The organism is Telluria sp. ZT3P26 (assembly GCF_059686035.1).
Map to the genome: position 1 here is coordinate 128,235 of NZ_JCASII010000005.1, position 20,096 is coordinate 148,330.

13 protein-coding genes are annotated in these 20,096 nt (G+C 64.8%); 9 read left to right on the forward strand and 4 right to left on the reverse strand.

Annotated features, from left to right (window positions below):
- Positions 1 to 147 precede the first annotated feature (147 nt).
- Entirely contained in the window at positions 148 to 1,401 is a 1,254-nt protein-coding gene (icd, locus tag AC56LN_RS17035; protein WP_482897956.1) for an NADP-dependent isocitrate dehydrogenase, read from the forward strand.
- A 78-nt stretch (positions 1,402 to 1,479) separates the two neighbouring features.
- On the opposite strand, the gene AC56LN_RS17040 is transcribed toward icd, so the two are convergent.
- Positions 1,480 to 1,683 carry a cold-shock protein gene (locus tag AC56LN_RS17040; RefSeq protein ID WP_171084635.1) on the reverse strand — a complete coding sequence of 68 codons (204 nt, stop codon included), beginning with the start codon at positions 1,681 to 1,683 and terminating at the stop codon, positions 1,480 to 1,482.
- Positions 1,684 to 1,998: 315 nt separating this feature from the next.
- On the opposite strand from AC56LN_RS17040, the gene clpS reads away from it, so the two are divergent.
- The 3 genes from clpS to AC56LN_RS17055 all read left to right on the forward strand — a co-directional run bounded on the left by clpS (position 1,999) and on the right by AC56LN_RS17055 (position 6,356).
- On the forward strand, positions 1,999 to 2,301 hold the full coding sequence (clpS, locus tag AC56LN_RS17045; protein ID WP_137175749.1) for an ATP-dependent Clp protease adapter ClpS: 303 nt from the start codon (positions 1,999 to 2,001) through the stop codon (positions 2,299 to 2,301).
- Positions 2,298 to 4,598 (forward strand): ATP-dependent Clp protease ATP-binding subunit ClpA, encoded by a 2,301-nt coding sequence (gene clpA, locus AC56LN_RS17050; RefSeq protein WP_499573495.1) that lies wholly within the window; start codon positions 2,298 to 2,300, stop codon positions 4,596 to 4,598. The genes clpS and clpA overlap by 4 nt, the downstream gene beginning before the upstream one ends.
- A gap of 192 nt (positions 4,599 to 4,790) precedes the next feature.
- On the forward strand, positions 4,791 to 6,356 hold the full coding sequence (locus tag AC56LN_RS17055) for a methyl-accepting chemotaxis protein (RefSeq protein ID WP_499573497.1): 1,566 nt from the start codon (positions 4,791 to 4,793) through the stop codon (positions 6,354 to 6,356).
- An 89-nt stretch (positions 6,357 to 6,445) separates the two neighbouring features.
- On the opposite strand, the gene AC56LN_RS17060 is transcribed toward AC56LN_RS17055, so the two are convergent.
- The 3 genes from AC56LN_RS17060 to prpR all read right to left on the reverse strand — a co-directional run bounded on the left by AC56LN_RS17060 (position 6,446) and on the right by prpR (position 10,805).
- Positions 6,446 to 7,645, reverse strand: a complete 1,200-nt coding sequence (locus AC56LN_RS17060; protein WP_499573499.1) for a trans-sulfuration enzyme family protein — start codon at positions 7,643 to 7,645, stop codon at positions 6,446 to 6,448.
- Positions 7,642 to 9,021 carry a pyridoxal-phosphate dependent enzyme gene (locus AC56LN_RS17065; RefSeq protein ID WP_499573503.1) on the reverse strand — a complete coding sequence of 460 codons (1,380 nt, stop codon included), beginning with the start codon at positions 9,019 to 9,021 and terminating at the stop codon, positions 7,642 to 7,644. Before AC56LN_RS17065 ends, AC56LN_RS17060 begins: the two co-directional genes overlap by 4 nt.
- Positions 9,022 to 9,176: 155 nt before the next feature.
- A complete protein-coding gene (gene prpR / locus AC56LN_RS17070; protein ID WP_499573504.1) occupies positions 9,177 to 10,805 on the reverse strand; it encodes a propionate catabolism operon regulatory protein PrpR in 1,629 nt (542 codons plus the stop codon).
- A gap of 175 nt (positions 10,806 to 10,980) precedes the next feature.
- Here prpR and AC56LN_RS17075 point away from each other — a divergent pair, with 175 nt between their 5' ends.
- The 5 genes from AC56LN_RS17075 to prpB all read left to right on the forward strand — a co-directional run bounded on the left by AC56LN_RS17075 (position 10,981) and on the right by prpB (position 20,093).
- Positions 10,981 to 11,289, forward strand: a complete 309-nt coding sequence (locus tag AC56LN_RS17075) for a DUF485 domain-containing protein (protein WP_499573506.1) — start codon at positions 10,981 to 10,983, stop codon at positions 11,287 to 11,289.
- Positions 11,286 to 12,953, forward strand: coding sequence for a cation acetate symporter (locus AC56LN_RS17080; protein ID WP_499573508.1), 1,668 nt, complete (start codon positions 11,286 to 11,288; stop codon positions 12,951 to 12,953). The genes AC56LN_RS17075 and AC56LN_RS17080 overlap by 4 nt, the downstream gene beginning before the upstream one ends.
- Positions 12,954 to 13,175: 222 nt before the next feature.
- Positions 13,176 to 13,832: a phage tail protein gene (locus AC56LN_RS17085; protein ID WP_499573509.1), complete on the forward strand. Its 657-nt coding sequence runs from the start codon at positions 13,176 to 13,178 to the stop codon at positions 13,830 to 13,832.
- Positions 13,833 to 13,901: 69 nt separating this feature from the next.
- Complete coding sequence (locus AC56LN_RS17090; RefSeq protein WP_499573511.1) at positions 13,902 to 19,013, forward strand: DUF4214 domain-containing protein; 5,112 nt, start codon at positions 13,902 to 13,904, stop codon at positions 19,011 to 19,013.
- A 189-nt stretch (positions 19,014 to 19,202) separates the two neighbouring features.
- A complete protein-coding gene (prpB, locus tag AC56LN_RS17095; RefSeq protein WP_499573513.1) occupies positions 19,203 to 20,093 on the forward strand; it encodes a methylisocitrate lyase in 891 nt (296 codons plus the stop codon).
- Positions 20,094 to 20,096 lie beyond the last annotated feature (3 nt).

Below are 20,096 nucleotides of genomic sequence, written 5' to 3' on the forward strand. Positions count from 1 at the left end.
CCGGTAGCGTGGCGATATGGCAAAATACTGGGGCATAATGAAGAGCAGCCATCGGCTGCCGCTGGCAACGGCGACATTGTAAGCGAGTTGGTAACGCAGTTCGTCACGTCGTTCGCACCGCCTTTCGCCACCCACCTGGAGAACTTGATGTACCAGCATATCACCGTCCCGCCTGCGGGCCAGAAGATCACCGTCAACGCCGATTTCAGCCTGAACGTGCCGGCCACGCCGATCATTCCGTATATCGAGGGTGACGGCACGGGTGCGGACATCACGCCGGTGATGAAGAAGGTGGTCGATGCGGCGGTGCGCAAGGCCTACGGCGGGGAGCGCAGCATTGCCTGGATGGAGATCTTCGCCGGTGAAAAGGCGACCAGGCTGTATGGCGCCGACGTCTGGCTGCCGGCCGAAGTGCTCGACGTGCTCAAGGAGTATGTGGTTTCGATCAAGGGCCCGCTGACCACGCCGGTCGGCGGCGGCATCCGCTCGCTCAATGTGGCCCTGCGCCAGGAACTTGATCTGTACGTCTGCCTGCGCCCGGTGCGCTACTTTACCGGCGTGCCGTCGCCGCTCAAGCAGCCGGAAAAGACCGACATGGTCATCTTCCGCGAGAATTCCGAGGACATCTACGCCGGCATCGAATGGGAGGCCGGTTCCGAAGGCGCGCAAAAGCTGATCGCGTTCCTGAAAGCCGAACTGGGCGTGTCGAAGATCCGCTTCCCGGCCACGTCGGCGCTTGGCCTGAAGCCTGTCTCGATCGAAGGCACCGAACGCCTGGTGCGCAAGGCGATCCAGTACGCGATCGACCACGACAAGCCATCGGTGACCCTGGTCCACAAGGGCAATATCATGAAGTACACCGAAGGTGGCTTCCGCGATTGGGGTTACGCGCTGGCGCAGAAGGAATTCGGCGCCGAGCTGTTCGATGGCGGCCCATGGTGCAAGCTGAAAAATCCGAAGACCGGGCGCGACATCATGATCAAGGACTCGATCGCGGATGCCTTCCTGCAGCAGATCCTGTTGCGCCCGGCCGAATACAGCGTGATTGCCACGCTGAACCTGAACGGCGATTATATTTCCGACGCGCTGGCAGCCCAGGTCGGCGGCATCGGCATCGCGCCGGGCGCGAACATGTCCGATTCGGTGGCGATGTTCGAAGCAACCCACGGCACGGCGCCTAAGTACGCCGGCAAGGATTACGTGAATCCCGGTTCGCTGATCCTGTCGGCGGAGATGATGCTGCGCCACATGGGCTGGAGCGAAGCGGCCGACCTGATCATCGCGGCCATGGGCAAGGCAATCGTGTCGAAAAAAGTGACGTACGATTTCGCGCGCCTGATGGAAGGGGCGACGCAGGTATCGTGCTCCGGCTTTGGCGAAGTGCTGATCGAACAGCTGTGACGCGCCGCCTGCCGTTGCGGCAGGCGAAAAAAAACCCCACTGCGAGAGTGGGGCTTTTCACTTCCGGTAGGGCAGAGATCAGTTACCCTGGATGTTGGAAGCTTGCTTGCCTTTAGGGCCTTGCGTGACTTCGAATTGGACTTTTTGACCTTCTTTGAGGGTCTTAAAACCGTTCATGTTGATTGCGGAGAAGTGTGCGAACAGATCCTCGCCGCCGTCATCAGGCGTGATGAAGCCAAAGCCTTTGGAATCATTGAACCACTTAACAGTACCAGTTGCCATAAAAGAACTTTCAAATTTAACAAATCACACGAGCCATAAAAGCAAGAATCTTCTTGCCCTCCTCAGCCTGCTAACTGCTTATCAACGCGTACATAAGTACAAAGTCGATGACTGCATTGTTGGTGGAATAATCACGCAAGTCAAGGGGTTTGGGGCGCAGGTTGTCAAATTTTTCATGCTATTCCTGCACAGCAGACTTGATTTTGGCAATCGAAACGCCATCTGCGCAGTTATCCGAAAACGCGTAATATGGAAACACCAGAAACAAGCTGATGTTAACGCTTGGCAATAACCTCGGAAGTATTAGAATACCCCATGGCAACGAAGCACGATACTGAACAACTGCTAGAGCGGCAGACCGTCAAACCGCCTCCGCTGTACCAGGTGGCGCTACTGAACGATGATTACACGCCGATGGAGTTTGTCGTGGCCGTGATCCAGGAGTACTTCAACAAGGATCGCGAGACCGCTACCCAGATCATGCTGTCGGTACACCAGAACGGCAAAGGGGTGTGCGGCGTGTTTTCCAAAGATATAGCGTGTACCAAAGTGGAGTTTGTCTTAACGCATGCACGCAAGGCAGGGCATCCCCTGCAGTGCGTGATGGAGGAAGTATGATTGCGCAGGAACTTGAAGTATCCCTACACATGGCCTTTGTCGAGGCTCGCCAGGCACGCCACGAGTTCATCACCGTGGAGCACCTGCTATTGGCGTTGCTCGATAATCCTTCGGCCGCCGAAGTCCTGCGTGCATGCGCGGTCAATATTGAAGACCTGCGCAAGACCCTGACGAATTTCATCGGCGATAACACCCCGACCGTCCCCGGCACGGGCGAGGTCGACACCCAGCCAACGCTGGGTTTCCAGCGCGTGATTCAGCGCGCGATCATGCACGTGCAGTCGGCGTCCAACGGCAAGAAGGAAGTCACCGGCGCCAACGTGCTGGTGGCGATCTTCGGCGAAAAGGACTCGCACGCGGTGTATTACCTGCACCAGCAGGGCGTGACGCGTCTCGACGTGGTCAATTTCATTTCGCACGGCGTGCGCAAGGACCAGCAGGTCGACACCTCCAAGGCGCCCGAAGGCGTTGAGGAAGCGCAGGTCGAAGGTCAGGCCAAAGAGAGCCCGCTGGACCAGTTCACGCAGAACCTGAACAAGGCAGCTGCCGATGGCAAGATTGACCCGCTGATCGGCCGCGAAGAAGAAGTCGACCGCGTGATCCAGATCCTGTGCCGTCGCCGCAAGAACAATCCGCTGCTGGTGGGCGAGGCGGGCGTGGGCAAGACCGCGATCGCCGAGGGCCTGGCATGGCGCATCGTCCAGGAAGACGTGCCTGAAATCCTGCAGAACGCCGTCGTGTTCTCGCTGGACATGGGCGCACTGCTGGCCGGCACCAAGTACCGTGGTGATTTCGAGCAGCGCCTCAAGGCCGTGCTCAAGCAGATCAAGGACACGCCGAACGGCATCCTGTTCATCGACGAGATCCACACTATCATCGGCGCCGGTTCGGCATCGGGCGGTACGCTCGACGCATCGAACCTGCTCAAGCCAGCGTTGGCCAATGGCCAGCTCAAGTGCATCGGTGCGACCACGTTCACCGAGTACCGCGGCGTGTTCGAAAAAGACCACGCGCTGTCGCGCCGGTTCCAGAAGGTCGACGTCAACGAGCCGACGGTCGAACAGACCATCGCGATCCTGCGTGGCCTGAAATCGCGCTTCGAAGAGCACCATGGCGTGAAGTACTCGGCGTCGGCGCTGACCACCGCTGCCGAGCTGGCTGCGCGCTTCATCAATGACCGTCACCTGCCTGACAAGGCAATCGACGTGATCGACGAAGCCGGTGCTGCCCAGCGCGTCCTGCCGAAGTCGAAGCAGAAAAAGACCATCGGCAAGGCCGAGATCGAGGACATCATCGCCAAGATCGCGCGCATCCCGCCGCAATCGGTGAACCAGGACGATCGCAGCAAGCTGCAGACGATCGACCGCGACCTGCGCAATGTCGTGTTCGGCCAAGACCCGGCGATCGAAGCGCTGTCGGCGGCGATCAAGATGGCGCGCGCCGGCCTCGGCAAGACGGACAAGCCGATTGGCTCGTTCCTGTTCTCGGGTCCGACCGGTGTCGGCAAGACCGAGGTCGCCAAGCAGCTCGCCTTCATCATGGGCATCGAACTGGTGCGCTTCGACATGTCCGAGTACATGGAGCGGCACGCTGTCTCGCGCCTGATCGGCGCGCCGCCGGGCTACGTTGGTTTCGACCAGGGCGGCCTGCTGACCGAAGCGATCACCAAGAAGCCGCACACCGTGCTGCTGCTGGACGAGATTGAAAAAGCCCACCCGGACATTTTCAACATCCTGCTGCAGGTGATGGACCATGGCACGCTGACCGACAACAATGGTCGCAAGGCCGACTTCCGCAACGTGATCATCATCATGACCACGAATGCGGGCGCGGAAAGCCTGACCAAGCGTTCGGTGGGCTTCGTCAACTCGCGTGAAGCGGGCGACGAGATGGGCGACATCAAGCGCATGTTCACGCCGGAGTTCCGTAACCGCCTGGATGCGATCATCAGCTTCCGCGCGCTGGACGAAGACATTATCCTGCGCGTCGTCGACAAGTTCCTGATGCAGCTCGAAGAGCAGCTGCACGAGAAAAAAGTCGAAGCCATCTTCACCGAGAAGCTGCGCAAGTTCCTCGGCCAGAAAGGGTTCGACCCGTCGATGGGTGCACGTCCGATGTCGCGTCTGATCCAGGACCTGATCCGCAAGGCGCTGGCCGACGAACTGCTGTTCGGTCGCCTGACCAACGGTGGCCGCGTGACGGTCGACCTGAACGAGAAGGACGATGTGGTCCTCGAGTTCCCCGAGGGCGATGTCAGCCCGCCACCGGCCCCGGCCGAGACGGTCGAAATCGAATAAGCAGGTTCGCTCCCCCAAAAGCCCGCGCACGCAAGTGCCGCGGGCTTTTTTCATGCTGAGAGGAATCCACACGTAACGCTGATTGCGCAGTTCGTCACGGCAACCACAGTTCCTGCGGCGCTATTTCACATGCCTGTCATCGAACATTCCTACACTGTGCGCACACGTCGTCCCACTCTCATGGAAATCCCAATGCGACTCGCACCGCGCACTACTTTTTCCAAGCTCATCAGTGCCTTCGGCATCCTGTCCCTCGTCATCGTCATCATCGCGACCGTCGCCATCTGGCGCCTGCACGCGGCCGATGTGATCACGTCGAACCTGGTCGACGACAAGCTGGCCAAGCAGCAGCTGACGTCGGAGTTGCTTGGCATTGCGCGCCTGAATGGCTCGCGCGCCGTCTCGATCGCGCGCAGCGACAGCCTGGAACTGGGGGATTACTTCGGCGCACAACTGGCCGAGGGGCGCAAGATTGCCAGCGGACTCGAGGCGCAACTGGTCAAGTTGCCAGCCACGGACAATGAACGTACGTTGATCGCCGCAGCAAGCGCGCGCAAGACGGCGCTGGCCACCATCCAGGCCGACCTGTTCAAGGCCAAGGACCTGGGCCAGACCGGCCTGGTCGAAGAAATCCTCACCAAACGATGGGAGCCGGCCTACGGGGCCGAGATCGCCGCGCTCGAGCGCCTGCTTGCCGACGAGAGTACCGAAGCGCACCGCCTGGCCGACGAATCGGCAGCCGCATCGCGCTTCAGCAAGGCGCTGCTGCTGGCCCTCGGCGGCGCCGCGCTGGCCGTCGCCGGTGGTCTGGCCTGGCTCCTGACCCGCAACCTGGTCGTGCCGCTCAAACAAGCCGCCACGCTGGCCGAGCAGGTGGCCCATGGCGACCTGCGCCCGACCATCAGTCATACCCGCTCGGATGAAATCGGCCGCCTGTTCGATGCACTCAACGGCATGACGCACGGCGTGTCGGGGACCGTGGCGCAAGTGCTGCAAGGGGCGCAGGCGATCGACGCGGCGTCGGGTGAAATCGCCGAAGGCAACCAGGACCTCTCGATCCGCACCGAGCGCCAGGCCGAATCGCTGCGCGAAACGGTGACGGCGATGGACGAACTGTCGGACGCCATCGCCAGCAACAATGCCAACGCGCAGCAGGCCAATGCGCTGGCCCAGACGGCGTCCGGCGTGGCGGCCGAGGGCGCACAGGCCGTGGGTCAGCTGGTCACGCGCATGGGCGCGATCAAGGCGTCGGCGGCGCGCATCGTGGACATCACCGGGATGATCGACAGCATCGCCTTCCAGACGAATATCCTGGCGCTGAATGCGGCCGTGGAAGCGGCGCGCGCCGGCAGCGAGGGGAGGGGGTTTGCGGTGGTGGCGTCCGAAGTGCGCAACCTGGCGCAGCATTCGGCCAATGCCGCCAAAGAAATCAAGAAGCTGATCGGCGAATCGTCGCACGAGATCGAGGTGGGCACGGGCATGGCCGAAGCGGCCGGCTCGACGATGCGCGCCATGCTGCAGCACGTGCACGAGGTGGCCGGCATCCTGGGCCAGATCCACACCGCCAGCGCCGGCCAGGCCAACGGCGTCACGCAGGTAAGCCGCGCGATTGCCGAGATGGACCTCTCGACCCAGCAGAATGCCGCGATGGTGGAAGAAGCGGCAGCCGCCGCCGCCTCGATGCGCCAGCAGGCCGCGGACTTGTCGGCACTGGTGGCAACGTTCAAATTACGTCGAGAACCCCTGTTGCTGGCGTAGGGTGGGCGCGGCCGGCGAGGCGGCTATGCCGCGCACGCGGTGATGGTTGGCAGCAAGGTCATCCGGAATGATGACAGCAATTCAGTCAATCAAATCGCCGCCAGCGCCCGTCGCAAATCCTCCCGCTGATCGTCGATATGCTCGATCCCGACCGACAACCGGATCAGCCCGTCGCCAATCCCCAATTCAGCACGCCGCTCCGGCGGAATGCTCGCATGCGTCATCAGCGCCGGATGCTCGATCAGGCTCTCCACCCCGCCCAGGCTTTCGGCCAGCGTAAACACTTCGCACGCTTCCAGGAAGCGCCGCGCACCATCAAGGTCGGTGTCCAGCTCAATGGAAACAATGCCGCCATACCCGCCATGCATCTGGTTGCGCGCCAGCGCATGCTGCGGATGCGACTCCAGCCCCGGATAGTGCACCTTGCGGACCTGCGGCTGCTGTTCGAGCCAGCTGGCCAGCAGCAGCGCGTTGCCGCTGCTGCGCTCCACGCGCAGGGCCAGCGTCTTGATTCCGCGCAGCACGAGGAAGCTGTCGAACGGCCCCTGGATCGCGCCGACCGAGTTCTGGATGAAGCCGAGCTTTTCGGCCAGGCCAGTCTGGTGGTCGCTGGCGCCGACGATGGCCACGCCGCCGATCACGTCCGAGTGGCCGTTGATGTACTTGGTGGTCGAGTGGACGACGATGTCGAACCCGTGTTCGAGCGGGCGCTGGATGATCGGGCTGGCGAACGTGTTGTCGCAGACGCTCAGGATGCCGCGTGCGTGGCACAGGCTGGCAATGGCGGTCAGGTCGGCCAGCTTGAGCATCGGGTTGGTCGGCGTCTCGACCCACACCATGCGCGTGGCAGGCGTGATGGCGGCGGCCAGCGCGTCCGCGTCGGACAAATCGACATAGCTGAACGTGTGCCCGGCGCTGTCGCGGCGCACGCGTTCGAACAGGCGGTAGGTGCCGCCGTACATGTCGTCGCCGGCCACGATGTGCGAACCGCTGGGAAGCAGTTCCAGCACGGCAGCGATGGCTGCCAGGCCCGATGCGAACGCGAAGGCGGCGCGGCCGCCCTCGATATCGGCCAGCGAGCGTTCGAGCGCGAAGCGGGTCGGGTTGTGCGAGCGGCCGTAGTCGAAGCCCTGGTGCACGCCCGGGCTTTCCTGGCGATAGGTGGAAGTGGCGAAGATCGGCGGCATCACGGCGCCGGTCGCGGGTTCGGGGGACTGGCCGCCGTGGATGACGCGGGTGGCCAGGTGGCGTTTGAATTCGATCGTGTGTTGGGTGTCCGGATGGGTCACGAGAGTGTCCTTCGCAGGTGATTGAGCAGGTCGAAGCGCGTGATCAGGCCGAAGAACTGCGGCCCGTCGGCGATCACGGCAGTAAGGCCCCGGTCGAGGATGTCGCGCAGTTGCGCCATGCTCGCACCGGGGGGAAGGGTCTTGAGGTCGGCCGTCATCGTGGACGCGACCGGCGCGCTGAAATGGTCGTTCGATTGCGTGACCTTGAGCAGCAGGTCGGATTCATCGATCAGGCCCGCCAGACGCCCTTCGGCGTCCATCACGGGCAGTTGCTGGAGGTCGCTCGAGCGCATGCGGTTAAACGCAGTGAGCAGCGTGTCCGATGGCGCCAGGGTGATGACTTCGCCGGCGTCGTGACGGCGGCCGATCAGGTCGCGCAGGTCGCCCGTTTTCGGGCGCGTGATCAGGCCCTGGTCGACCATCCAGCCATCGCTGTACACCTTGCTGAGATAGCGCGTGCCGGTATCGCAGACGAATGTGACGACGCGCTTGGGGCGCGTCTGCGCGCGGCAGTACTTGAGCGCCGCGGCCAGCAGCGTGCCGGTCGACGAGCCGCCCAGGATGCCTTCCTGCTGCAGCAGCAGGCGCGCCGTCGAGAAGCTTTCTTCGTCGGTGATCGTGTAGGCGTGCTTGACGCGGGTAAGGTCGGCGATGCCGGGAATGAAGTCTTCGCCGATGCCTTCCACGGCCCACGAGCCGGCATGCTGCGACACGTGGCCGGTCTGGACGTACTCGGCCAGGATCGAGCCTTTCGGATCGGCCAGGATGAATTCGAGCAGGGGCGCCGCTTTCTTGAAGTAGCGCGACAGGCCGGTAAGGGTGCCGGACGAGCCGACCCCAAGGACGATCGCGTCCAGCTTGTGCTTGGCCTGGTCCCAGATCTCGGGGCCGGTCGTGGTTTCGTGCGCGCGTGGATTGGCCGGATTATTGAACTGGTCGGCGAACCAGGCGCCGGGAATCTGCTTGGCCAGCCGCGCGGCGAGATCCTGGTAGTACTCGGGATGGCCCTTGCCGACGTCGGAGCGGGTCAGGTGGATTTCAGCGCCGAGCGCCTTGAGGTGCAGGATTTTCTCGGGTGCCATCTTGTCGGGCACGACGAGCACGACGCGGTAGCCCTTGATGCGCGCCACCAGTGCCAGACCCAGGCCCGTGTTGCCGGCGGTGGCTTCGACAACGGTGCCGCCGGGATTGAGCAGGCCGTCATGCTCGGCCTGCTCGATCATGGTCTTGCCGATACGGTCCTTGATGGAGCCGCCGGGGTTCTGTGATTCGAGCTTCAGGAACAGCTGGCAGGGCCCGGTGTCGATGCGGGTCACTTCCACCATCGGGGTATCGCCAATCAGGGAAAACAGGGCCGCTTGCGACGCATGTTGCATATTTGCCTCCGTGGGGTCCGAAAGGGGCGCCGCGGATCAGGGCGCCGCGGCCGGCATGCTATGACCACCTGGCGCGGATTGTCGCCAGGCCATATCAAAGAATCATGATACGAGGTTTCGGTGGACGTTGCTTTGGAGCGTCTTAAGGTCAGAGGTCAGCTTTCCGCCTTCAGTCGTCGCCACAGTGTCGTACGGCTGATCCCCAGATGATCGGCTGCCAGGTCGCGCTGGCCGCCAAAGCGCGCCAGCACCGCGGCCGCGGATTCGCGCGTCGACCCGCGCGCCGGTGCGTCTGGCGTCCCGGCGACCGCGGCCCCACGCGCCAGTTCCGGCGCCACCGACAGCATGAAGCCGGGCGTCAGTGCCTGCAGCGGTTCGGCCGCCAGGAACAGCGCCAGGCGCTCGGTCAGGTTGCGCAGCTCGCGCACGTTCCCGGGCCAGGCGTAGGCGGTGAGCAGCGGCGTGCAGGCCTTCAGTTCGGCCAGCAGGTTCGGCTGCGGGCGCGCGTCGAGCGCGGCCAGCGCGCTCTTGAGCGACCATTCGAGCAGCGGTGCGATGTCCTGCACCCGTGCCCGCAGCGGCGGCAGGGCAAGCCGCAGCACGGCCAGGCGATAGAACAGGTCGGCCCGGAAGCGTCCGTCGCGCACGCGCGCTTCGAGGTCGCAGTGGGTGGCGCTGATCACGCGCACGTCGATCGGCACCGGCCGCGTGCCGCCCACGCGCATCACCTCGCGCTCTTCGAGCACGCGCAGCAGGCGCGTCTGCAGACCGAGCGGCATTTCGCCGATCTCGTCGAGAAACAGCGTGCCGCCATTGGCCGCTTCGAACAGGCCCGCGTGCCCGCCACGGCGCGCGCCGGTGAACGCGCCGTCCTCATGGCCGAACAGCTCCGATTCGAGCAGCGACTCGGCAATCGCGCCGCAGTTGACCGCGACAAACGGGCGGTTGGCATCCTGGCGCGGGCTTTCGCGATGAATCGCCTGCGCGACGAGTTCCTTGCCGCTGCCGGTCTCGCCCTCGATCAGCACGGTGCTGGGCGAGCGCGCGTACAGCACCACGGTCTGGCGCAGCTGCTGCATCGCGGGCGAGTCGCCGCGCAGGTCGTTCAGGCCGCGCCGCAGGCGGTGCTTGTCGGGCGGCGCACTTCTGGTTCGGCCACGGCTGCGGTCGACCTCGAGGCGAGTCAGGCGGGCCAGTTCGAGTGCATCGTCGAACGCCTGGCGGATCGATGCCGCCGAATACAGGAACACGGCGCGCAGGCCCGCTTCTTCGGCCAGGTCGGTCACCGAACCGGCGCCGACGATGACGGCCACGCCCAGCGCCTTGAGTTCGTCCACGGCAGCGCGCGCGTCTTCCTGCGTGACATAGCTGCGCTGGACCAGGTCCAGACCGAAGCCGGTCGCGAACTCGGCCAGCTCGGGGAGCAGGGCGCCGTAGCTGACGACGCCGATGGCGCCGGGCGCGTTGCCGGCGAGCTTGCGCGCGCGCGTGAGCGCCTGCAGCACGTCGAAGCCACTGGCCCGGGCCGCCACCACCGGTACCGAGACACGGCTCTTGAGCCAGGCCGCGTTCGAACCGGCCGCGATCACGACGTCGCAGTGCTCCGTTGCCAGCCGCTCGCGGATGTGCGTCGCGGCCTCGTCGAAACCGATGTGCAGGGGCTCGATCGACGCCAGGTGATCGTATTCGACGGTGATGTCGCGAAACAACGCGGACAGGCGCGAGACCGACACCGTCCAGATGATGGGCTTGTCGCCAGCGGAAGCAGTGCGTGGGGAATCCATGTTTCAAGTGTAGTGCAAATGGCGACGGCTGTTTCAGCATGAAACGAACAATCTGCGAACGACCGGTCGTAATTAAGCTTGCCGCGTAAGAATCCGGTAAGGGCATGCCCGTAGGATGGGTCGCAGCCATAAAGGCAGCCGAACCACGGCATTACCAAAAGAATCAGGAGACAAAGTGGAACAAGATATCGTAGACCGGGTCAAGAACGACCCCAATTACCAGAAACTCAAACGCATCCGTTCCCGCTTCGGCTGGACGCTGACCTGGGCCATGATGATCGTGTACTACGGCTTCACGCTGCTGGTCGCGTTCAACAAGGAATTCATGGGCACCCCGATCGGCGACAGTGTCATCACCTGGGGCATTCCCCTCGGCCTGTTCGTCATCCTGTTTACCGTTTTGATTACCGGCATCTATGTGCGCCGCGCCAACCGCGAATACGACGAGTTGAGCGACGCCATCCGTGCAAAGGTGGGCGCATGATGGCCGGCGCCCGCACCTCCTCACTGCTGGCGTTCGTCCTGCTGGCCGCCACCGGCATCGCCCACGCCGCGCCCGACATGGGCCAGGCCGTTCGTCAGCCGACCAACTGGACCGCGATCAGCATGTTCGCGCTGTTCGTCGTCGGCACGCTGTTCATCACCAAGTGGGCCGCTGCCAAGACCAAGTCGGCGTCCGACTTCTACACCGCTGGCGGTGGCATCACCGGTTTCCAGAACGGCCTGGCGATTGCCGGCGACTTCATGTCGGCCGCATCGTTCCTGGGTATTTCGGCCGCCGTGTTCCTCGACGGCTACGATGGCCTGATCTACGCGATCGGCTTCCTGGTCGGCTGGCCTGTCATCACGTTCCTGATGGCCGAGCGCCTGCGTAACCTTGGCCGCTTCACGTTTGCCGACGTGGCCTCGTACCGCTTTGCGCAAAAGCCGATCCGCGTGTTCGCGGCGTCCGGCACGCTGGTCGTCGTCGCGTTCTACCTGATCGCGCAGATGGTCGGCGCGGGTCAGCTGATCAAGCTGCTGTTCGGTCTGGAATACTGGATCGCCGTCGTGCTGGTCGGTATCCTGATGATGGTCTACGTGCTGTTCGGCGGCATGACGGCCACCACCTGGGTCCAGATCATCAAGGCCGTGCTGCTGCTGTCGGGCGCGTCGTTCATGGCGTTCTCGGTGCTGGCACAATACAACTTCAGCCCTGCCAAGCTGTTCCAGACTGCAACCGAAGTGCACGCCAAGGGCACGTCCATCATGGGCCCGGGCAGTTTCATCAAGGATCCGATCTCGGCCATTTCGTTCGGCATGGCGCTGATGTTCGGTACCGCTGGCTTGCCGCACATCCTGATGCGCTTCTTCACCGTCCCGAGCGCGAAGGAAGCACGCAAGTCGGTGCTGTGGGCAACCACCTGGATCGGCTACTTCTACATCCTGACCTTCATCATCGGCTTCGGCGCGATCGTGCTGGTGGGTACCAACCCGGCATTCAAGGATGCAGCCGGTGCCCTGCTGGGTGGTAACAATATGGCGGCGGTTCACCTGGCCAAGGCCGTGGGCGGCGACGTGTTCCTGGGCTTCATCTCGGCAGTGGCGTTCGCGACCATCCTGGCCGTGGTGGCGGGCCTGACGCTGTCGGGCGCCTCGGCCGTGTCGCACGATCTGTATGCGACCGTGTTCAAGAAGGGCAATGCCACCAGCGAAAACGAGCTGCGCGTGTCGAAGATCACGACCATCGCTCTCGGTATCGTTGCCGTCGTGCTGGGTATCGCCTTCGAAAAGCAGAACGTCGCCTTCATGGTGTCGCTGGCCTTCGCGATTGCCGCATCGGCCAACTTCCCGGTGCTGTTCATGTCGGTGCTGTGGAAGGATTGCACCACCCGCGGCGCCACGATTGGCGGCTTCCTGGGCCTGGCCACGGCAGTGGGCCTGACGATCGTGTCGAAATCGGTGTGGGTCGATGTGCTGCACCATCCGGCAGCGATCTTCCCGTACGCCTCGCCAGCAATCTTCTCGATGGCAGTGGGCTTCATCGGTATCTGGCTGTTCTCGATCACCGACAAGGGGCCGCGTGCCCGTATCGACCGTGCAGGCTTCGAGGCGCAGCAGGTGCGCGCCGAGACCGGTATCGGTGCGGCGGGCGCGTCGGGTCACTGATCCCCGTCTGGTCAGGCAGCGCAAGCCGGGTGTGGTCCGCAAGGACCCACCCGGTTTTTTTTGATCTGTGCGCTATTGGAACTGCATCGAACCGTCGTATCTCCGCCAATCCTCCTGACGAACCTCGGATGGTTTGACATTTGTCGACCGTGGTTCAATTCCTGTCGTGCGACTATCCCAAAGGTAATTCCACTCGAACTTCATTCACATTGGGGGAGAGACATGGATCCAATCCTGGGACAGATCATCTTGTGGCCCATACCGTGGGTACCAATCGGCTGGGCCCTGTGCGACGGCTCACTGCTCGCAATCAATCAACATCAGGCGCTCTACACATTGCTGGGCAACTACTTCGGTGGTGACGGCCAGCAGACCTTTGCGCTGCCCGACCTGCGCAACAGGTTTCCGATGGGCGCCCAGGCGATGACCGGGATCGCCCAGAAGGGCGGCGCCGCATCGGCAAACATGAGCGGTGCCAGTGGCGCCGGCAGCGTCACGATCGGCGTGAACAACCTGCCCGCGCACAGTCACGGGGCAGCGTTCACGGGCGCGGCGGCGGCCAGCGTCAGCGTCGCGGTTCCCGTCGACGCGGTCGGTCCGGCCACGGACAGCGTGCCGGGGGCCGGCAAGGTCCTCGGGTGCGTCACGGGCGGCATCACGCCGCCCAAACTCTATGCGACTGACGCGGCCACATCCACGCTGCGGCCGTTCGACGTGGCGCTGCCGGCAGCGGCCGGCACGATCGCGGTGAGCACGACCGGCGCGGGGCAGCCGTTGCCGGTGCAGGTCGCGCTGAGTGGCGCGCTCGGCACCGTGCCGCCCTACACGACCCTGAATTTCATCATCGCCATGCAGGGCATTTACCCGTCACGTCCATGAGTGCTCCCGGGCTGCCCCGCGCAGCCCGGTTGACTCTTCCCTTCACGCCATCGCCATCCCAGGACCATCATGATCACTTCCTCGCATGCCAGCAGCACCCGCGCGTCCATTGCCAACAGTAACCTGGTCCAGCCCGGGCCGGTGATGTTCGATTTCACGAACGGGGTCACCGCGCAAAACGTCATCGGGAGCCCCGGATCACCCATTGCCAGTCAGCAGGTGGGCGACGCGGTGCTGACGCTCATGGCCGATGCCGGTTCTCTCGTGCATACCGATGAGACATCCTTTTCGGGCTACGACGTGGTTGGCCTGGATGGCCTGACCGTCTCGGTCGACCTGGAAAATCCCGACGTGCTTGCGCCTGCCGTAATCACGCTGGCACTCGATGGTGGCCGGACATTCGATCTGACGGAGCTGTCGGTGCTGGACCTGAGCGCGTTCGGGTTGACGGTCAATATCCGCACGAATAAAACATCGACGCCGGTGACCTTCGACATCCCTCCCGCGCAATTTGACGGCGGCACGCAGTTGCCCAGCGATGCGGTGCGCGTCCTGCTGGCCAGCGAGCCGGACCTGCAAGGCATCGCATGGGCCGAGCTTTCCAATGCCGTCACCGGCGACGTCATCCTGCTCCAGTTCGACAATATCGTCCTGTCCAACATCGAGTCCCTGTCCACCGATCCGGTGTTCGTCGATCCACTTGCCGCCAGCGTGGACGTGGACCAGAACGGCGGCGCGCTCGACCTTGCCAGCCTGCTGCACGTGAACGATCCGGATGCGGCCGAAACGCTGACCTGGTCGGTCCTCAGCCAGGCCAGCCACGGCGTCGCGCAACTGACGGGCGCCACGGCCAGCGGGGGCAGCGCCGACATCACCCCGGGCGGCACCCTGCTGTACACACCCACCAGCGGCTATGCGGGCAACGACAGCGTCACGATCCAGGTCAGCGATGGCGCTGCCACGGCAACCCGGACCATCAACTTCAGCGTCATACCACAGGCGCCGGGCACGCCCGACCTGGCGGCAGGCACCGATACGGGCCTGGTGCAGGACGACGACGTCACCGCTGCGGCCAGCCTGACACTGTCCGGCACCAGTGCATCGGGCGATTCGGCCAGCACGGTCACGGTATTCATCGACGCCGATGACGACGGCATGCTCGACGTCGGCGAGCAGTCTGCCACGGCGACGGTTGCCAACGGCACCTGGAGCGTCAGCGACCTGTCCACGAGCGGCCTGGACGGCACCTACGCCGTGCGCGCCTTCGTGACGTCCGCCACCGGCAACCTCTCGAGCGCGCCTGGCAACGCGCTCGCCGTGACGATCGACCACACGGCGCCGACAACCAGCTTCAGCGCGATCGCCATCGCGAACGACAGCGGCGCCAGCGACACCGACTTCACCACGAACGTTGCCAGCCAGACGATCAGCGCGACCCTGAGCCAGCCGATCGATGCCGGTGAGACGTTGTTCGGTTCGGTGGACAATGGCGCCACCTGGATCGACATCACGGACCAGGTCAGCGGCACCTCGCTCGTCTGGACCAGCGCCACGCTGGTCGAGGGCGGGGCGATCGTGCTGCGCCTGGAAGACGAGCATGGCAATGCCGGTACGCCGGCCACGCGCGCGTACTCCCTTGACACCACCGCGCCCACGACCGGGATCACGCTGGCGGAACTGAGTGGCGACAGCGACGGCGACTTCATCGTGGCCAGCGCGAACCAGAGTGTCTCAGGGACGCTGGACGCGCCGCTGCAGGCCGGCGAGCAGGTCCAGGTGTCGGTCAATGGCACCGACTGGGTCGATGCCATCGCCTCGACCGGCTCGCCGGCCTGGTCGCTCGCCGGCCTCGTGCTCGATGCGAGCGGCGCCCTGCAGGTGCGGGTGCTCGACCTGGCGGGCAATGCCGGGCCGGTCTACAGCAGCAACTACCTCGTCGACGAGGCGGGTCCCACCGCTGCGGTGCCGCCCAGCACGGTGCTGCAGTTGCCGGCCGGCGCCACCTTCGAGGTCGTGGTGACCTGGGGCGACACGGGCGGCGCAGGCCTCGACGTCGGCAGTTTCGGCACCGATAACATCAGCGTCACCACGCCCGCGACCGACCTTCTTGCCGTCCAGTCGTACAGCGTCAATGGCAACGTCGTCACCTACACCGTCGCCGCGCCGGGCGGCACCTGGGACGCCCAGGATGCCGGGCGCTACACCGTCGGGATCGCGGCCGGTTCGGTGCGCGACCTGGCTGGCAACGGCGTGGCTGGCGTGGCCAGTGCCGGCGTCATCGACGTCACCTTCAGCAATGCGCCCACGGTAAGCAGCCTGCGCCTGTCGGCCGACAATGGCGTCAGCGATACCGACTTCCTCACCAACGTGGCGCTGCAAACGATCGAGGCAACGCTGTCGCGCGCGCTGCTGGCGGGCGAGAGCGTGTTCGGCTCGCTCGACAATGGCGCCAGCTGGACCGACATCAGTGCCGGCGTCGTCGGCGCGAGCGTGACGTGGGCCGATGTCGTCTTGCCGGCGTCGGGCACGATCATCATCCGCGCAATTGACGCCGACGACATGGCCGGCATCGAGGCCAGCCAGGCTTACACGATCGATGCCGACGCGCCCACGAGCACGCCGGCCACGGCGGCGCTGGCGATCGACTCGGGTGCCAGTGCGGACGACTTCATCACCAACGTCGCAGCGCAGGACCTCAGCGGCACCCTGAGCACCGCACGCACGGGCGACGAGTTCGTCGAAGTGTCGCTCGATGGAGGCATCAGCTGGCTCACGGCCGGGGGCACCGGCAGTGACTGGACGCTGGAAGGTATACTGCTGCCGGCCAGCGGCACGCTGCAGGTGCGTGTGGCCGACACGGCGGGCAACCATGGCGCGGCGTTGACACAGGCTTATCTGGTCGACGGGGCGGCGCCGACCGCCGGCACGCCGGTGCGCGCCAACCTGGTCGATCCGGTCGGGACCAGCTTCACCTTCACCGTGACGTATGCCGACAGCGGCGCCGGCATCGATGCCGCCACGGCCGGCAGCGACAATGTCAGCGTGACCGGGCCGGGTGGTGTCCTGAACGTCAGCAGCCATGTCGTCAATGGCAACGTCGTCACCTACACGGTGCAGGCGCCGGGCGGTGAATGGGATCCGCTCGACGCCGGCACCTACACGATCGGCATCACCGGCACGCTGCGCGATCTCGCCGGCAACGCCGTGGTGGCCAATGCTGCGGCCCATACCTTCACGGTGGGTCCGGACAACACGCCCGAGCCAACGCCGGACCCACCCACCACAACGGTCGATGGCGTGCCTGTCATCACCAGCACCACGACCGATCCCGCGACAGGCCTGGTCAATACGGTGGTCACGGTGCCGTTCGTGACGGCCACCCGCCCGGACGACCCGAACACGCCGAACGCCAGTCTGGCCGACATTCCGCTGGCTGCATCGGGTGCCGGCGTGACGTCGGTACTGACGGTCGGCTTGCCGGTTGGTACCGGGCTGCAGGCCGCTGGCCCGGCCACGCTGCTCGATCACGACCAGGCGCTGCGCGACCTGATCCTGCGCATCGGGCAAAAGACGGTGGCCGGCTCCGACGCGCAGGATGACATGAGCGGGGAAGGCATTGCGTTCCTGCAGGCCCTGGCACAGAGTACCTTGCTGCACACGGCCACACTGACACCCGTGATTGCCCCTGGCAGCGCCGCGCCGACGATCGCCATCACGGGCGATGCCTCGGGCGGCGCCGCGATCGGCCTGGTCATTGACACGACCAGTCTGCCCACCAATGCGACCATCGAGCTCAACGACGTCCAGTTCGCCGCGATCGTCGGTGCGGCCATCGTGCGCGGTGGTGCGGGCGAGAACATCGTGATCGGCGATGATGCCGTCCAGACGATCTATCTCGGCGCCGGCGACGACCAGTTGTTCGGCGGTGGTGGCAACGACATCATCGGCAGCGCCGGCGGCAACGACCTGCTCGATGGCGGCAGCGGCAATGACCTGGTGGTGGGTGGCATCGGCAACGACAGCCTGCGCGGCGGCAGCGGCAACGATGTGCTGCAGGGCGGCGGCAGCGCGCGCGGCGACTGGCAATTCACGATGGGGGCCGACGGCACGCTGGGCGCCGTCCATTCCGCGACGGTGTTCGCCGGGGGCAGGCCGGCCAATCTCACCCTCGCGCAGTTGGATGGCAGCGACGCCGACCTGGCGTTTCTCGCGGCGCCGCGCGACAGCCTGACGGACATGGCGCTGCTGTACCAGGCGGCGTTCGGGCGCGCCCCCGACCTCGGCGGCCTGAATTTCTACCTGAGTCATGGCAACGACGCCGCGTCGGTGGCGCATGGCATCGTTGCCTCCGCCGAGTGGACCGCGCGTGGCACGAATGCGCTGTCCGATGAGGCGTTCGTGTCGACCCTCTACAGCCAGGTGCTGGGCCGGGCGTCCGACGCGCAGGGCCTGGCATTCTGGAGCGGCCAGCTGGCGCAAGGGACCTACACGCGCGCCGACGTGCTGCTCGGCTTTGCTGCCAGCACCGAGCACCGGGCGCTGCAGGGCCCTGACCTCGTCATCGCTGCCTCCAGCGTCAGCACTGAAAACAGCTGGCTCGCCGCCAGCGGCGATGATCGGCTGGACGGCGGCGCGGGCAACGACGTGCTGGTCGGCGGCGACGGCACCGATACCGTTGTCTACGCCGGCGCGCTGGCTGGCATGCGCTTCGTGCTTGGCGCGACAGCGGTGCAGGCGGTGGATGCGGTCACCGGCGACATCGACACGTTGCGCGGTATCGAGCAGGGCGCATTCAGCAATGGCACGGTCGATCTGCGCTTCACCCAGGCCGACGCCGGCACCCTCAGGTCGGTCGGGCTGCTGTACCAGGCTGTGCTCGATCGCAGCGGCGATCTGGATGGCTTCAACGACTGGGCTGCCAGTGGCCTGGACACGGCGGGCCTGGTGGCAGGCTTCGTCGGCTCGGGCGAATTCGCGGCGCGCTATGGTGCCTTGTCGGACGCCCAGTTCGTCGCGGCGCTGTATGCCAACTCGGATCTGGATGCGGCCGCAGCCGGCGGCAGTGCGGCGTGGGTGGCGCAGCTGGCCACCGCCTCGCGCGCTGAACTGATCGGCAGCTGGATCGGGCAGCAAGCCGTGCTGGATGCGCAGGTGACTGGCGCTGGCTTATGGCTGGTGTAAGATAAATCCAGTTGTTTCATGTTTCATTCCGTGTTGCATAGTGAAACACAGGGTGTGTGCTGCAGCGACTGGAAAGGACGCTGATCGCATCTAAGTCCTTGAAATTGCGGTAAGAGACAGGTTGAGTCACGCTGGCACGGTGCTTGCAATTCATCCCCTGATCTCTTACCGCAATCACAAAGGACCAGCATGAGCACACTTTCCGCAGGCGCCGCCTTCCGCCAGGCAATCCTGGACGAATCCCCGCTGCAAGTCGTGGGCGCGATCAACGCCAACCACGCCTTGCTGGCCAAGCGCGCCGGCTTCAAGGCCATCTACCTGTCCGGCGGCGGCGTTGCCGCCGGCTCGCTTGGCCTGCCCGATCTGGGCATCTCGAATCTCGACGACGTGCTGGTCGATGTTCGCCGCATCACCGACGTGTGCGACCTGCCGCTGCTGGTCGATGTCGACACCGGCTTTGGCGCGTCGGCCTTCAATGTCGCGCGCACCGTGCGTTCGCTGTCCAAGGCCGGCGCCGCCGCCTGCCACATCGAAGACCAGGTCGGCGCCAAGCGCTGCGGCCACCGGCCGGGCAAGGAAATCGTCAGCAAGGAAGAAATGGTCGACCGCATCCGCGCCGCCGCCGATGCCCGCCTGGATGACGATTTCGTGATCATGGCGCGCACCGATGCGCTGGCCGTCGAAGGCCTGGACGCCGCGATCGAACGCGCCGTGGCCTGTGTCGAAGCGGGCGCCGACATGATCTTCCCGGAAGCGATGACGACGCTCGACATGTACAAGCGCTTCGCCGAGGCGGTCAAGGTGCCGGTGCTGGCCAATATCACCGAGTTCGGCGCCACGCCGCTGTTTACCGTCGATGAGCTGGCCGGCGCCGGCGTGGGCCTGGTGCTGTATCCGCTGTCGGCGTTTCGCGCGATGAACAAGGCCGCCGAAAACGTCTACACCGCGATCCGCCGCGACGGCACGCAGCAGCACGTGCTCGACACGATGCAGACCCGCGCCGAACTGTATGATCGTATCGATTACCACAGCTACGAGCAGAAGCTCGACGCGCTGTTTGCCCAGAACAAAGTCAAGTAAGGA

Coding starts and splice junctions, on each gene's coding strand:
- AC56LN_RS17090 (WP_499573511.1), top strand. CDS start 13,902: ATGATCACTTCCTCGCATGCCAGCAGCACCCGCGCGTCCATTGCCAAC.
- AC56LN_RS17085 (WP_499573509.1), top strand. CDS start 13,176: ATGGATCCAATCCTGGGACAGATCATCTTGTGGCCCATACCGTGGGTA.
- AC56LN_RS17055 (WP_499573497.1), top strand. CDS start 4,791: ATGCGACTCGCACCGCGCACTACTTTTTCCAAGCTCATCAGTGCCTTC.
- AC56LN_RS17040 (WP_171084635.1), bottom strand. CDS start 1,683: ATGGCAACTGGTACTGTTAAGTGGTTCAATGATTCCAAAGGCTTTGGC.
- AC56LN_RS17065 (WP_499573503.1), bottom strand. CDS start 9,021: ATGCAACATGCGTCGCAAGCGGCCCTGTTTTCCCTGATTGGCGATACC.
- clpA (WP_499573495.1), top strand. CDS start 2,298: ATGATTGCGCAGGAACTTGAAGTATCCCTACACATGGCCTTTGTCGAG.
- icd (WP_482897956.1), top strand. CDS start 148: ATGTACCAGCATATCACCGTCCCGCCTGCGGGCCAGAAGATCACCGTC.
- prpB (WP_499573513.1), top strand. CDS start 19,203: ATGAGCACACTTTCCGCAGGCGCCGCCTTCCGCCAGGCAATCCTGGAC.
- prpR (WP_499573504.1), bottom strand. CDS start 10,805: ATGGATTCCCCACGCACTGCTTCCGCTGGCGACAAGCCCATCATCTGG.
- AC56LN_RS17080 (WP_499573508.1), top strand. CDS start 11,286: ATGATGGCCGGCGCCCGCACCTCCTCACTGCTGGCGTTCGTCCTGCTG.
- clpS (WP_137175749.1), top strand. CDS start 1,999: ATGGCAACGAAGCACGATACTGAACAACTGCTAGAGCGGCAGACCGTC.